We start from the raw sequence: 14601 nt of genomic DNA on the forward strand, positions 1-14601 counted from the left end.
TTCGCGCACTGCTCGATCGCCGTCAGCTGCGGCACGCCGACGCCCGCCACGATCCGCGTCGTACAGATCGAGCCTGGCCCGATCCCCACTTTCACGGCGTCCGCGCCGGCATCTATCAGCGCTTTTGTGGCTTCCGCCGTCGCCACGTTGCCAGCGATGATCTGCACCGCGTTCGACACTTTCTTCGCCCGGCGCACGGCGTCAGCCACGCTGATCGAATGGCCATGGGCCGTATCGATCACGACCGCATCAACGCCCGCCTCGATCAGCGCCATCGTGCGCGCGAACCCGGCATCGCCCACGGTCGAGGCGGCGGCCACGCGCAGGCGCCCGGCGGCGTCCTTGGCGGCGTTCGGGTTCACCGCGGCCTTGTCCATGTCCTTGACCGTCAGCAGGCCCAGGCACTTGCCGTCATTATCGACGATGACCAGGCGCTCAATGCGGTGCTTGTGCAGCAAGACCCGCGCCTCAGCCGGATCGGTGTCCATTTTCACCGTAACGACATTACGGGTCATGAGGCTCGCAATCGATTCGTTCAGGTCGTCGGCAAAGCGCGTGTCCCGATTGGTGATGATGCCGACAATCCTGCCGTCTGCTTCGACGACCGGAATGCCGGAGAAACCGGTCCGCGCCTTCAACTCGCGCAGGTCGCCCAGCGTCGCCGTCGGTGAAATCGTGATCGGGTTCATCACAACGCCGCTCTCGTATTTCTTCACCATGGCCACTTCGCCCGCCTGCTCTTCGATGGAGAGGTTGCGGTGGATCACGCCAATCCCGCCCGCCTGCGCCATCGCGATGGCAAGGCGCGCCTCGGTCACCGTGTCCATAGCGGCAGAGATCAGGGGAATATTCAGGCTGATGGACTTGGTCAGGAACGTCGAGACGTTCACATCAGCAGGTAAAACCTCGCTCGCGCCGGGCTGCAGCAGCACGTCGTCGAAAGTGATGGCTTGTCGGATTTTCATGTGGGGAGCTCCCTTTTTGGCCTAGTAAGGGAGTCGCGAGGGGTTGTGAAGCCCCCACTGCAAATTCCGCCTGCCGCACGACCACAAGTTCATGCCAAGCCGCATTGGACATGTATCAGGCCGGGAGAGGTTCCAACTGAAATCAACGTTCTCCGGGAGAAGAGCGCGGAAGAAACACTGCGACGCGGCCGAGGCGCACCTGCTGCCCGTCCAGCCAGGCTCAGTCGATGCAGAGAGACCCCTGGACGGTGCCATCATCGACCTCTGTCATACAACCGAACGCGCTATCCGTCGTCTGGCACACGCCATCCTCGGTTGGCTGGCCCGGTTCGTCATCGGAGTCCGGCGAGAGCAGGCAGCGGCCCAGGCAGTCTTCCGCCGACTTGCACGCCGCGCCTGCATCCGCATACGGTTGAACGCACTGGTCAAAGCCGAGCATGCCGCCCGGCCCCACTTTGCCCCCAGCCGCCTCGCAAGCCGCCCGTTCAACGCGCGTTGCCCGCTTGTCGTCGAACCGAATGGTCTCGTGCGAGGCAGGTACAGTCACGGCATCAGTGTCATTCGGCGTCGGCGCGGTCACGCAGGCTGCGAGTATCGCGGCGCTGGTGATCAGCGTGGCGAACGGTCGGATCATGTCGGAAACCGCTCAAAGGCCGGAATGCCGTCTGGAATGTGATGGAAGCTCTGCGCATCCGCCGTCTGCATGATCATCTGCGGCTGCCCGAAAAGGGTCGGGTCATCAAGCGATCCGATCTTCAGGATCACGGCGCCCGGCAATGCTTGTGACCGTGTCACGATATGCACGCCGCAGTCGGGACAGAATTCGCGTGTCACCGCGTTGGCCACATCCGATTTCGAGAAGCGCTTCGGCCTGCCCTTGGTGTATTTGAAACCGGTCTCGGGCATCGCCATGAAATCATTCGGCTGGCCACCGGTGAAATACTGGCATTCCCGGCAATGGCACTGGGCCTTCATGATCGGGTCGCCGTCCGCCTCATAGCGCACCGCTCCGCAATAACATCCGCCTGAAATCGACATATAGCTCTCCCTCAATACCTTTCCACACAGTGTGGAACCGCCCGTAGGAACTGGCAAGAAAGGATTTTCTGGAACGATCCGGCGAGTTTTGCATAGAACATGCAAGTGGTTCACACAGGAACAGGAATTCGAGCGCAAAACACATGGTTTCCGCACAAATGCCTCTGCGAACAATCATCGGCACGTCGACGAAATCGGTCGACGACGCGATTGAACGCGCGCTGGTTGTCGCACGGCACGAATATGGTGAACCGGACTGGTTCGAAGTGTCGAATACCCGCGGATTCATCAACAATGGCTGCGTGACCCACTATCAGGTGTCACTCGAACTCGGCTACGAGACATCGACTGATCCGGCTGAGTCCGACCAGTACCTGAATTCGGCCCAGTCGGCCCGTCGCCACCGCTATGTGAGCCCCGTGATCGATCGCCGCTTCTAGGCACTATCAGGGGCGGTTCAGCCCTTGAAGCCCTTTGCCACCACGAAGATTTCCGGGCTTCCGGCGCGGCTCGCGGGCGGCTTGATATGCTTAACCGTCGTGAAGTTCGCTTTCAGCAATTCCAGCACTTCCTTCGTTGTCCCACCCTGGAACACTTTCGAACAGAACGACCCGCCAGTTGCCAGGTGCTCGACGGCAAATGCCGCCGCCATTTCCACCAGCGCGACCGTACGCAAGTGATCGGTCTGTTTGTGCCCTGTCGTATTCGCCGCCATGTCCGACAGGACAAGATTGGGCTTGCCGGTGAGGCCCTTCATCATGCGCGCAACATCGTCGGGTTCATTGACATCGCCCTGCACGATATGTGCGCCTTCGACAGGATCGACAGGCAACAGGTCGATGCCGACCACTTCCAGCGCACCCTTGGCCACCGCGACCTGCAACCAGCCCCCGGGCGCGCAGCCCAGATCGACCACCCGGCAACCGCGCTTCAGGAGTTCGGCCTTGGCGTCGATTTCCAGCAGCTTGTAGGCCGCACGGGCCCGGAATCCCTCAAGCTTCGCCTTGCGCACATACGGATCCGACATCTGGCGCTCGAGCCATTGCTTCGAACTGTCTGACTTGGCGTGGTGCGCACGTATCTTGCGCTGGTCCATCTGCCGACCGGACGAACCTTCCTTGCCCGTCGGGCCTTTCCAGCGGCGCTTTTCTTCATCCGACATTGTTGGTGTCCTCTTGGCGCCCTGCGCCATCGTCCGGTCCACGCCGTCCGCGCCGCCCGCGGCGACGCGCCTTTGGCCTTTTCGGACCATACATCATCGACAATAGCAGCCCCTCGCGCAGGCCACGGTCCGCAACCCTCAGCCGTCCGGCCGGAAACGCTTCCCAAACGGCCTCGACAATCGCGCAGCCTGACAGCATCAGCCCCGCCCGCTCATCGCCAATCGTCGGCAGCTTCATCCGCCCTTCAAGCCCGACATCGCGCAGCAGCTGGATCGCGGCAGCGCTTTCATCGCGGCTGAGCCATGTCCCGTCCACCTTGTCGCGCCGGTAACGGTCGAGCTTCAGGTGAACCCCGGCGAGGCAGGTCACCGTGCCGGAGGTTCCGATCATATGGGCGTCATCGACGCCCATCGCATCGCGGACGGCATCAATCCCGTCCCATGTACTGATTGTCTGCCGGGCATGTTCGAGCATCAGCGGATAGGCTTCGACCTCGTCCAGGTGCTGGAACGCTTCAGAAAGCGTTACGACACCGAGCGGCAGGCTGGTCCAGCCGAGGATCGGCGCCTTCTCCAGCAGCCCCTTGAAACCATTGTCGCGCGCGGCTTCAGCGTTCACCCATGACAGTTCCGTCGACCCGCCGCCAATATCGACGACCAGGACAGACTTGGCCGATGGCTCGATCAGGTCGTGGCAGCCAATCGTCGCAAGGCGCGCCTCTTCATGGGCACCGATAATCTTGAATGTGAGGCCGGTTTCTTCATGCACGCGGCGAATGAACTCCGCCCCGTTCTCCGCCTTCCGGCAGGCTTCGGTGGCGATGCACCGCACGCGGCCTACGCCATGTTGCTTCAGTTTTTTCCGGATATTTTGCAGCGCATCGATCGCCCGTTCGATTGCGGCATCCGACAGCCGTCCCGTCTCGTGAAGGCCCTCACCCAGACGGGCAATCTGCGAATGGGAATCGACCACGCGAAAAGTCTTCCCGCGGGGCTCGGCGACCAGCAGGCGACAATTATTCGTTCCAAGGTCAACGGCCGCAAAAAGCGGTGCCGTCTTTCCATTGCGCGTGGCGCTCCGCTTGTTGCGGGCACCGGGCGCCTTTTTTTCAGCCATGGTGTGGCCCAAATTGATGACTTGAGGCATTGTTACCACAGGAGCTGGAAATGGCTAGTGGACGCAAGCACAACGGGTGGTTGAAAACCCTGTTTGGAATCCGCCGCCGGAATGCGGCACGGACGGCACTGGTATTGGACCAGAGAGTCGACACAAACCGCAGGTACAACGCCATATCCATGCATGTCGCCAAGTTCCAGATCGGCCAGGTCGTCCGCCACCGCATGTTTCCATTCAGGGGTGTAATATTCGACGTTGACCCCCAGTTCGGCAACACGGCGGAATGGTATGAATCCATTCCCGAAGAGGTGCGTCCCCGCAAGGACCAGCCGTTTTACCATCTCTTCGCGGAAAATGACCGCACCCATTATGTCGCCTATGTCTCCGAGCAGAACCTGCTGCCGGATGAATCCGAGACACCGCTCACCCACCCGGACATCCTCGAATGGTTCACCCTGACAGGGCGCGGAACCTATGAGCTCAAGAAGGGCGTCGCCAACTAGTCGTCGGCGAACGTCCGGTCATCAGGTCAGGTAGATCAGGTAGATCGCAAAACTTGTGACGAACCCGACAATCAGGTTCATCGGCAAGCCGATCTTCAGGAAATCCGAAAAGCGATAATTGCCCGCCGCGTGCACGATCGTGTTGGTCTGGTAACCGATGGGTGACGCGAAACTCGCGCTGGCGCCAAACATCACCGCGATGACCAGCGCCCGCGGCTCGATCCCCAATTGCGTGCCCAGTGCGATGACGAGCGGCGTCATGACGACAGCCACGGCAGCATTCGTCACGACCTCCGTCAGGAATGATGTCAGCAAGTACACCATCAGCACCAGACCGAAGGGCGACGCCGTCTGGAGAAGCGGTGTCAGGCCGTTCACAAGCATTTCAACGCTGCCCGTCGCCTCCAGTCCCTTCCCGACGATCAGCATCGCGACGATCAGCGCCAGAACGCTGGCATCCATCGCATCGAACGCGTCATTCAGGGTCAGGCAGCCGAAGGCGAGCACCGCACTGACGCCGATCAACGAGGTGAACACGAGCGGCACGCCGAGCGTGGCAGACGACAAGACGACCGCCGCCAGGATCAGAATGGCCAGCGGGCCGCGCCTGCGCCGGAACGGTTCCACTTCCAGCGTCTGGTCGACGACAAGTGCACCGGAGGCCGCCAGGTCTCTCAACTCGGCCTGCGACCCCTCCACGATCAGCCTGTCGCCTGCCTTCAACCGTGTGTCGGCCAGGTCAGGCCCCGGCGGGTTCCCAAACCGGGTCAGCCCCCGCACGGTGACGGCGTGGCGTGACAGATAGGTCAGCTCGGCAACGCGGCGCCCGATATTCGGATCGCTGGCCGTGACAGTCGCCTGCGCCCGGATTTCCGGTCCGGACTCGTTCTGGCGAAGTTTGATCCCGACGCGAAACAGGCCGGACTCGATCAGGGTCAGAAGCTCCTGCAGGTCGGCGCGCACGGTCACCCGGTCTCCGGCCTTCAGCAACTCATCCGGTGTTGACCCCGACCAGCGCCGGTTGCCGCGCGCCAGACCGATAATATGCAGGCCTTTCTTCGACAGCGCAGGGATTTCCGTAACAAGACGCCCGACCGCCTGCGACTCCTCTCGCACGAAAATGTCGGAGAGATAGGTCGAGCGATGACTGGTTTGCGTGGCGCGTCTGGTTTCGCGCGGCAACAGCATCCAGCCAAGCGCCAGCAAAGTCACCAGCCCCGTAGCGAAGGTTATCAACCCGATCGGTGAAATCTCGAAAATGCTGAACGCGCTCAGGCCGTAATCCTGCGCCACGCCAGCCACCAGCAGATTTGTCGACGTCCCGATCAGCGTGGTGGTCCCGGCGAGGATCGAGAGGTAGGACAGGGGTATCAGCAGCTTTTTCTCGGAAATCTTTAACCGTTCCGCCAGCTCGATCACAATCGGCAACAGGATCACGACCACCGCCGTATTGTTCACGAAGGCCGATGCTATCGAGACAGTCGCCCCCAGCAGGACAAGCGCACCAATCGCCGACCTGTCAGCCACCTGCAAAATCGACGAGGCGAGGGCATCCAGCACACCGGTCCGCTTGAGTGACGCCGCGAGGATGAACATGGCGCCAATCGTAATCGGCGCGCTATTGGAAAACGCCGACAAGGCGGTCGGTTCATCCAGGTATCCAAGCAGGAGGAACGCGCACGCCCCGATCAGCGCAATCGCGGCCGACGGCAAGCGCTCCATGAAGAAGCCGACGAACATCGCCGCCAGGATCCCGAACGAAATTTCCGCCGAGAATTCAGATAAGAACGCCGCCATTCAATCGCCCCTCAACCACACAGGTCGAGCACCAACGTGCTGCGCCCCAGCAGGTTGCCTGTCATCGGCGATTTGTTTTCAGGTCGTCGGCTGGTCGCCGCTGTCGGCCCTGCCGTTCATTCCGGCTTCGCGTTGGCGCGCTCAATGGCTGCTGTCGTCGACTGGCCATCGACCAGCGGCACGATATGCACCGTCCCGCCCCGCGCCAGCACGACATCGGCACCCACAATCGTCTCGATCGAATAGTCCCCGCCCTTGACCAGCAGGTCCGGCTGCAAGGCCTTGATCAGCGCCTCGGGCGTGTCCTCATCGAACACGACCACAGCATCCACCGCCGACAGGCCCGACAGGACCCGGGCGCGTGAGGATTCGTCATTCACGGGGCGATTGGGGCCCTTCAGCCGCTTCACCGACGCATCGGAGTTGAGCCCGACCACCAGCCGCCCACAGCGGGCCTTGGCCTCTTCCAGCACCCGCAAGTGCCCCGGATGGAGTATGTCGAAACAACCATTCGTGAAGCCGACAGTCAGGTTGGTATCGCGCCACACCTCAACCTGGTCGACCAGTGTCTCCAGCGGCACATGCGAGACGCCGCCATTGCGCAGGCCCATTTGCAGCGCTGTGTTCAACTCATTTGCCGACACCGTCGCCGTTCCGGACTTGCCCACCGCAATGCCCGATGCCGCGATGGCCAGTTCGACGGCCTCCGCCAGGCTGCCGCCGGCGGCCAGCCCGAGCGCCAGCGCCGCGATGCTCGTATCGCCCGCGCCGGACACATCATAAACTTCCCGCGCTTCGCCCGAACGGTGCATCACGGTTCCGTCCCGCTGCACGAAGGACATGCCCTTGGCGGCCCGCGTCACGACAATCGCCTTGGCCGGCAGCATCTCCATCGCCTTGGCCAGTGCTTCGCCTGCATCCCGGTCGGTTTCCACCGTCAGGCCGATCGCCTGACCGAGTTCCATCGCGTTTGGCTTCAGCAGGTCCACGTCGCCATAGCGGGCAAAGTCGAGCCCTTTCGGATCAGCGATCACCGGAATGCCATGCGCCCGTCCCGCTGCAATCGCCGCGGCAATGACGTTTTCGGTAATGGCGCCCTTGGCATAATCCGACAGGATAATCAGGCACGCATCCTTGGCCGCATCTTCCAGCGACATGACAATATCGGCCTCTGTCGTCAGGTCGATGGCACGCAGGTCCTCCGCATCGACGCGCAACAGCTGCTGGCCGCCCGCTACGAACCGCGTCTTCAGCGTCGTCGGCCGATCGCGCATCACGATGAGGTCAGCCTCCACGCCGTCAATATGTCCCAGCAACTCGGCGAGCTGGCGTCCTTCCGGGTCATCCCCCACAACCCCGATCAGCGCCGTACGCAGGCCCAGTGTCGACAGGTTCCGGCCGACATTCCCCGCCCCGCCGGGCATTGCAGCCTCGCGCGTGCGCCGCATGATCGGCACCGGGGCTTCCGGCGATATACGGGTCACCTGGCCATAGACGAACCGGTCGAGCATGACATCGCCGATACAGACAATGCGTTTGCCTGCAGCCGCAGCGATCAGGCCCAGGAGCGCAGACGTATCCATCAGCAGCTACCGCCGGCGTGCAGGGCGCGAACGCCAACCCGGTCGAATGATACGGGTTCGAATCTGAAACTCACGGCCATGTCGGCGACTCCCTTTGATCGACCGATATAGCCCTGCAAAGCCCGGCATGAAACCCATGGCAGCGACAACTGATCCAGATGCACGCCGACTTCCTCTGCCTTCACGCGTTTGCCCATGTTTACGCTGAGATCGACCTTGTCGGCACCGGCCAGCCTCAGCTTGACGATAAGTCCCAACCAGACAAACGTGCTCCAATGGTGAAGGCTGGAAGCGCAAGGCGGTGGCCGACGACCCTGTCACATAATCATAAGAGAATTAGGGACGATGAGTGTAGTTTTGGAATTTGACGAGAAGGCCGCACGGGCGGTTGAGGCGATGTACAAAACCCCGGATGTCGTGGCGCAGCGGGCGCATATTCTCGCGATGATGAACCCGCAGCCGGGCGAAGCTGTCCTCGACATCGGTGTGGGGCCGGGGCTTCTGGCTTACGATCTCGCGCGCATGGTTGGAGAGAAAGGGCGACTGGTCGGGGTCGATGTCAGCCAGGCGATGCTGACGATGACGCGCGCGCGGCTGGCAGACCTGTGTCAGGCAGAGGTCATTGAAGCGGATGCAACGGCGCTCGGGGTCGAGAGTGAAGCGTTCGATCTGGCTGTATCCACGCAAGTCTACGAATATGTTGCCGACATGACGACGGCGCTCGGCGAGTTGCGCCGGGTATTGCGGCCGGGCGGACGGGTGGTGATTGTTGATACCGACTGGGACAGTATCGTCTGGCACTCAACAGACCATGACCGGATGACCAGAGTACTGAAATGCTGGGACGCTCATCTGGTCGACCCGCATTTGCCGGCAACCCTGGGTGCCCAGCTGAGGAAGGCCGGTTTTGAGGTGCAGCGGTGCGAGATTATTCCGATGCTCAGTGCCTCTTACCAGCCCTACAGTTACGCTGCCGGGATCATGCGCAGTATCCATGGGTTTGTTCGGGCCAATGGCGAGCGTCACGGGCTATCAGCCGAGGACATCCAGGCCTGGCATGATGATCAGTTGCAGCTTATCGAGCAGGGCGGATTTTTCTTCAGCCTCAATCGATACGCGTTCGTTGCGCGTCGCTAGGTAGATGCACCGCTTTTGTGCAGTCAGCTTGCTGCGTTGCACAAACTGACTGATCCAGTAGCATTCCGGCTCCGTATGAGAAGCATAATCCCGCTTGTTCTCATCCGGAGCCGCCCCTGTCCCTGCCTGCCCCCGCCCTCGTCTGGTTTCGTGAAGACCTCCGGCTCGCTGACAATCCTGCGCTGCATGCAGCTGTCGCAACGGGCAAGCCACTCGTGCTCGTGTACATTCACGACGACGCCTCGCCGGGCCTGCGTCCCTTGGGCGGCGCCAGCCGGTGGTGGCTCGACAAGTCGCTCACCGCATTTGCGGCCCGGATCGCGGCTGCAGGCGGCCAGCTGACCCTGAGAGCCGGCGCCTCCGCCGACGTGCTGCCAGCCCTGATCGCAGAAACCGGCGCCGACAGCGTGTTCTGGAACCGCCGCTATGAGAAGGCCGAACGCGATTCTGATGGCGCAATCATGGAGACGCTCACGGCAAGCGGCGTCGCCGTAACCAGCTTCAATGGCCGTCTTCTCAACGAGCCCTGGCAAATCGAAACCGGCACAGGCGGCGACTACAAGGTCTTCACGCCCTATTGGAAAGCCGTGAAGGCCCAGTATCGCGCGCCAGACGCCCTGCCCGCGCCCACATCGCTTTCCGGACCAGACATCGCCTCCGACACCCTGTCCGACTGGAACCTGCACCCGACGCGTCCCGACTGGGCCGACGGCCTCGGCGACACCTGGACCCCGGGCGAAGCGGGCGCGATCGAGCGCCTGTCGGATTTCCTCGACGGCCCGGTCAACGCCTATGCCGAGGCCCGCAACCGGCCCGACATCGACACCGGCACGTCCCGCCTCTCACCCCACCTCCGCTTCGGCGAGATCGGCCCCGCACAGGTCTGGCGCGCAGTCCGGCACGGTGTGGATTCCGGCCGTATGGATGAAGCAGGTGCAATGACATTCCTGTCCGAAATCGGCTGGCGCGAATTCTCCTATTCCCTCCTGTTCCACAATCCGGACCTCGCCAGCGAAAACTACAATCCTGACTTCCGTCACATGCCCTGGCGCAGCGACCGGGTCGCCTATCGCGCCTGGTGTCGGGGCGAGACCGGCTATCCGATCGTTGATGCCGGCATGCGCCAGCTCTGGCAGACCGGCTTCATGCACAATCGTGTACGCATGATCGTGGCCTCCTTCCTCACCAAGCACCTCCTCCTGCCGTGGCAGATGGGCGAGGACTGGTTCTGGGACACGCTGGTCGATGCCGACCCGGCGGCCAATCCTGCCAGCTGGCAATGGACCGCTGGCAGCGGCGCTGACGCAGCCCCCTATTTCCGCGTCTTCAATCCGATCATCCAGGGCCGGAAATTCGATGCAACTGGTGCCTATGTCAGGCGTTGGTGTCCCGAACTTTCCGGACTTCCGGACAAATACCTCCATGCCCCGTGGGAGGCCGACGCCGCAACGCTTCACGCCGCCAACGTCTCTCTCGGCACGACCTATCCCGAGCCCCTCGTCGACCATCCGGCGGCCCGCCAGCGCGCCCTCGACGCCTACGCAACACTCAAGGACAGGCGGAACGCCGCATGAAACGTATCGCAATCATCGGGTCCGGCATTTCCGGCATCGGCGCCGCCTACGCGCTGAAGGACACAGCCGACGTGACCCTGTTCGAGGAACAGGATCGCCTAGGCGGCCACGCCTGCACGCACGTCTTCGATTATGACGGCCACGAGACCGCCGTCGATCTCGGCTTCATCGTCTACAATGGCCTCAACTATCCCAACCTGATCGGCCTGTTCGATGCCCTCGGCGTCGAAACGCAGGAATCCGACATGAGCTTTGCCGTATCCGACCGCGAGGGCTGGGAATGGGCCTCGACCGCCCGGGGCATCTTCGCCCAGAAACGCAACCTGTTCAGCCTCGACTTTCACCGCTTCTGGCGCACCATCCTGAAATTCAACGACCTTGCCCGCGCCGAACTCGCAGCCGGCCGGATCGAGGACACGACGCTGGGTGACTGGCTCGATTTTCACGGCTTCGACCAGTCCTTCCGCTGCAACTATATCCTGCCAATGGGCGCGGCCATCTGGTCCACGCCCGAAGTCGGCATGCTCGACTATCCGGCCCGCAGCTTCTTCCAGTTCTTCGAGAACCACCGCCTGATGCACAAGGAGCGCCCGCAATGGCGCACGGTCGCTGGCGGCAGCCAGTCATACGTGAACGCCGCCGCTGCTGAGCTGGGTGACCGTGTCCGCACCGGAACGCCGGCCATCCGCGTCTTCCCCTTCGGCAACAAGATCTCCGTTGTCACCGCCGACAACCGCTCCCACGTTTTCGACGACGTCATTCTCGCGACCCATTCGGATCAGGCGCTTCGCCTTGTCGAGAAAGGTTTCGAGGATCAATCCTTCCTCTTGCATTCGGTCCACTATCGTCCGAACACGATCTACCTGCACCGCGATCCGGACCTGATGCCCTCGCGCCGCGCGGCCTGGGCTAGCTGGAACGTCATCAAGCAGGACAATGGTGACATCTGCCTGTCCTATTGGATGAACCGCCTTCAGGGACTGGATGACAGCCGCCCGCTCTTCATCACGATGAATCCGGAAACGCCGCCGCGCCCGGATCTCACCTTCCACGAGTACGCCTTCGATCACCCCCAGTTCGACACCGCCGCCGAGGCTGCCGTGCGCGGACTGAAACGTATCCAGGGCCAGGACGGGCTCTGGATCGCTGGCGCATGGATGGGCCGGGGCTTCCACGAGGACGGCCTCAAATCCGGCCTTTCGGCCGCCCTCTCCCTTGGCGGCAGGGTCCCGTGGGACGCGAAAGGCGTGGACATCCACAGCCCGGCGCGCAAAACTCCGGTCATGGAAATTGCAGCAGAGGTGTCAGTTTGACGACTCCGGCGCTCAGTTTGTGGAAAGGCCAGACGGCACATGCGCGTTACGTGCCGTTCGAGCGGCGCTTTGCCTATAACGTCACCCTGATCGATATAGACATTGACCGCCTGGATGCCGCAGCGCGCCAGAGCCTTCTCTTCTCGGTCGACAAGCCCGGATTGTTCTCATTCCACCGCAAGGACCATGGCACCCGCACCGATGCGCCCTTGCGTCCGTGGGCAGAGCAGGTGCTGGCAAAAGCAGGCGTCTCACTGGACGGCGGCGCCATTCGCCTCGTCACCTTCCCGCGCCAGCTCTTCTACAAGTTCGCGCCCATCTCGCTCTGGTATGGCTACGGCCCGTCCGGTGACCTGCGCGGCATCATCTACGAAGTGAACAACACGTTCGGCGAAACCCATGCCTATGCCGCCGCTGTCTCGGGCAACCGGTCACAGCACGAAGCCGGCAAAGCTTTCCACGTCTCGCCCTTCTTCGACGTGACTGGCACCTATCGCTTCACCCTCCGCGCGCCCACCAATCGGCTCGCAATCGTGGTCGAGAGCCTCAATGACGGCGCCCGCCTCCACATGGCCAACATTACCGCCCGCCGCCATGCCGCCACAACCGGCGCCCTCCTCTCCCTCGCCCTTGCCACCCCCTTGGCAACCCTTGGCGTCACCCTTGCCATCCACTGGCAGGCCCTCAAAATCTGGCTTCGCGGCGCACGATATAGATCAAGGCCAAGCCTGCCTGCCGCGCCTATGACCGTTGCAGAACCAGTGGAGAAACGCCCGCCGACCCTTACGAAGGACGCCGCATGAGCCAGCCCATCGTTGCCACCGCCCAGTCCATCGGCAAGCTGAAACATGTGCCGACCATTTTCCGGCTCGGCGCGCTCGCGCTGTTGCGCACCCAGCGCGGCCAGCTCCTGTTCAGGCTGCCGGACGGGCGCGAACTCCTGTTCCAGCATGACGAACCTGGCCCGGAAGCCGAAATCGTCATTCACGATTACAGTTTCATCAAACGCGCCTTCGCCGCCGGAGATGTCGGGTTTGCCGAAGCCTATATGGACAGCCAGTGGTCGACACCGGACCTGACCGCTGTATTGCGATTCTTCTCAGCCAATTTCGAAGCCGCCGGCCAGCTTGCGCGTGGCGGCGCCATTGTCCGCTGGGCCAATCATGTCCGGCATTTTTTCAACCGCAACTCCAGGGCTGGCGCCCGCCGCAACATCATGGCCCACTATGATCTCGGCAATGATTTCTACAGCCAGTGGCTCGATCCCAGCATGACCTATTCGTCAGCCATGTTCGAAAGCCCAAACCAGTTGCTCCAGCAGGCCCAGCAGGCGAAGTACAAAGGCATCTGCGACCGGATCGACGCTGGCCCGTCAAGCCACATCCTCGAAATCGGCTGTGGCTGGGGCGGTTTTGCCGAATATGCTGCCAGGCACCGTGGCAGCAAGGTCACCTGCCTCACCATCTCGCCCTCCCAGCGCGATTATGCCCTCGCCCGGATGCAGCGCGAAGGCCTCTCCGAGCGCGTCGACATCCGCCTTGAGGACTATCGCGATCATGTCGGCGTCTATGATGGCGTCGCCTCCATCGAAATGTTCGAAGCGGTCGGTGAAGCCTACTGGCCGGGCTATTTCGCCAAGATTTTCGACAGCCTGAAACAGGGCGGCAAGGCGGCGCTCCAGATCATCACGATCGATGACAACCTGTTCGAGAGCTACCGCAAACGCGTCGATTTCATCCAGCGCTACATTTTCCCGGGTGGCATGCTACCCGGCGAGACAGCCCTCAAGGAACAGTTCACCAAGGCCGGCCTGCGCCATGATGGCGTCCATTATTTCGGCCAGGACTATGCGCGCACCTGCCACGAATGGTCCCGCACCTTCAATGATAAGTGGGACGAGATCGCCGAACTCGGCTTCGACGAGCCGTTCAAGCGCATGTGGAACTTCTACCTCTCCTATTGCGAAGCGGGCTTCTCCGACGGTCGCATCAATGTCGGCCAGTTCGAGGTGTCGAAAGCCTGACCTGTCGGACAGGCAGGGCTCTTTCCCCCGATGTCCCCGGCGAAAGCCGGGGTCTCATGCGGATTGGCGTGTAATCTCTCCGACCGCAAACACTCTGGTCCTATCATGGGCCCATGTCCTACCAGCCCTCCCGACTGATCCGCAGCATGGTCCTCTTCTCCTGGGACCAGACGGCCTATTTCGTCAGCGAATGGGTCAAGTCCCTCGGCCTGACCGGTTGCAATCCCTTCCTGCCGCGTCCCGAACGGGTCCGTCTCGCCGCTGCGCTCGCCCGTTTCGAACCGCTCGTGCGTCGGCTCCTGTTCATCATGGCCCTGGAAAAAGGCGCGCTGGCACCTCGGCGCGTGGCGGCGCCTGCATCGCGCAAGCCACCCCTTGCCGCGTCCAAC

Annotated in this window: 16 protein-coding genes; 8 read left to right on the top strand and 8 right to left on the bottom strand. The window is 62.3% G+C overall.

Features of this window, described 5'->3' with window-relative positions:
- From AADA04_RS02215 to AADA04_RS02225, 3 genes are all read right to left on the bottom strand, one after another.
- On the bottom strand, positions 1–965 hold a 965-nt coding region (locus tag AADA04_RS02215), incomplete at its 3' end, for an IMP dehydrogenase (RefSeq protein ID WP_340691599.1).
- 220 nt (positions 966–1185) lie between these two features.
- Positions 1186–1599, bottom strand: coding sequence for a hypothetical protein (locus AADA04_RS02220; protein WP_340691600.1), 414 nt, complete (start codon positions 1597–1599; stop codon positions 1186–1188).
- Positions 1596–2003, bottom strand: a complete 408-nt coding sequence (locus AADA04_RS02225) for a GFA family protein (protein WP_340691601.1) — start codon at positions 2001–2003, stop codon at positions 1596–1598. The genes AADA04_RS02220 and AADA04_RS02225 overlap by 4 nt, the downstream gene beginning before the upstream one ends.
- A gap of 158 nt (positions 2004–2161) precedes the next feature.
- Between AADA04_RS02225 and AADA04_RS02230 the strand changes: the two genes are divergently transcribed.
- Positions 2162–2443: a dodecin family protein gene (locus AADA04_RS02230; protein WP_340691602.1), complete on the top strand. Its 282-nt coding sequence runs from the start codon at positions 2162–2164 to the stop codon at positions 2441–2443.
- A 17-nt stretch (positions 2444–2460) separates the two neighbouring features.
- Here the strand turns inward: AADA04_RS02230 and AADA04_RS02235 are convergent, their stop codons facing one another.
- Both AADA04_RS02235 and AADA04_RS02240 read right to left on the bottom strand, forming a co-directional pair.
- Positions 2461–3165: an RlmE family RNA methyltransferase gene (locus AADA04_RS02235; RefSeq protein ID WP_340691603.1), complete on the bottom strand. Its 705-nt coding sequence runs from the start codon at positions 3163–3165 to the stop codon at positions 2461–2463.
- On the bottom strand, positions 3155–4282 hold the full coding sequence (locus tag AADA04_RS02240; RefSeq protein WP_340691604.1) for a Ppx/GppA phosphatase family protein: 1128 nt from the start codon (positions 4280–4282) through the stop codon (positions 3155–3157). Before AADA04_RS02240 ends, AADA04_RS02235 begins: the two co-directional genes overlap by 11 nt.
- Positions 4283–4332: 50 nt before the next feature.
- Here AADA04_RS02240 and hspQ point away from each other — a divergent pair, with 50 nt between their 5' ends.
- The gene (gene hspQ, locus AADA04_RS02245) at positions 4333–4785 is read left to right on the top strand and encodes a heat shock protein HspQ (protein ID WP_340691605.1); all 453 of its coding nucleotides are present in this window, start codon (positions 4333–4335) and stop codon (positions 4783–4785) included.
- 21 nt (positions 4786–4806) lie between these two features.
- Here the strand turns inward: hspQ and AADA04_RS02250 are convergent, their stop codons facing one another.
- The 3 genes from AADA04_RS02250 to AADA04_RS02260 all read right to left on the bottom strand — a co-directional run bounded on the left by AADA04_RS02250 (position 4807) and on the right by AADA04_RS02260 (position 8422).
- Positions 4807–6582: an SLC13 family permease gene (locus AADA04_RS02250; protein ID WP_340691606.1), complete on the bottom strand. Its 1776-nt coding sequence runs from the start codon at positions 6580–6582 to the stop codon at positions 4807–4809.
- Between the two features lie 116 nt (positions 6583–6698).
- Positions 6699–8165 (bottom strand): D-glycero-beta-D-manno-heptose 1-phosphate adenylyltransferase, encoded by a 1467-nt coding sequence (gene rfaE2 / locus AADA04_RS02255; RefSeq protein WP_340691607.1) that lies wholly within the window; start codon positions 8163–8165, stop codon positions 6699–6701.
- Entirely contained in the window at positions 8165–8422 is a 258-nt protein-coding gene (locus tag AADA04_RS02260; RefSeq protein WP_340691608.1) for a hypothetical protein, read from the bottom strand. Before AADA04_RS02260 ends, rfaE2 begins: the two co-directional genes overlap by 1 nt.
- 88 nt (positions 8423–8510) lie before the next feature.
- Here AADA04_RS02260 and AADA04_RS02265 point away from each other — a divergent pair, with 88 nt between their 5' ends.
- The 6 genes from AADA04_RS02265 to AADA04_RS02290 form a co-directional block, all read left to right on the top strand.
- The gene (locus tag AADA04_RS02265; protein WP_340691609.1) at positions 8511–9302 is read left to right on the top strand and encodes a methyltransferase domain-containing protein; all 792 of its coding nucleotides are present in this window, start codon (positions 8511–8513) and stop codon (positions 9300–9302) included.
- A 122-nt stretch (positions 9303–9424) separates the two neighbouring features.
- Complete coding sequence (locus tag AADA04_RS02270) at positions 9425–10876, top strand: deoxyribodipyrimidine photo-lyase (protein ID WP_340691614.1); 1452 nt, start codon at positions 9425–9427, stop codon at positions 10874–10876.
- Positions 10873–12189, top strand: a complete 1317-nt coding sequence (locus tag AADA04_RS02275) for an FAD-dependent oxidoreductase (protein ID WP_340691610.1) — start codon at positions 10873–10875, stop codon at positions 12187–12189. The genes AADA04_RS02270 and AADA04_RS02275 overlap by 4 nt, the downstream gene beginning before the upstream one ends.
- Positions 12186–12992, top strand: coding sequence for a DUF1365 domain-containing protein (locus AADA04_RS02280; RefSeq protein WP_340691611.1), 807 nt, complete (start codon positions 12186–12188; stop codon positions 12990–12992). The genes AADA04_RS02275 and AADA04_RS02280 overlap by 4 nt, the downstream gene beginning before the upstream one ends.
- The gene (locus AADA04_RS02285; RefSeq protein WP_340691612.1) at positions 12989–14212 is read left to right on the top strand and encodes a cyclopropane-fatty-acyl-phospholipid synthase family protein; all 1224 of its coding nucleotides are present in this window, start codon (positions 12989–12991) and stop codon (positions 14210–14212) included. Before AADA04_RS02280 ends, AADA04_RS02285 begins: the two co-directional genes overlap by 4 nt.
- Positions 14213–14325: 113 nt before the next feature.
- Positions 14326–14601: hypothetical protein (locus tag AADA04_RS02290; RefSeq protein ID WP_340691613.1), on the top strand; the 276-nt coding region annotated here is incomplete at its 3' end.

Origin of the sequence: Hyphomonas sp. (genome assembly GCF_037969335.1) — a bacterium.
In the GTDB taxonomy this organism is placed as follows: Bacteria; Pseudomonadota; Alphaproteobacteria; order Caulobacterales; family Hyphomonadaceae; genus Hyphomonas.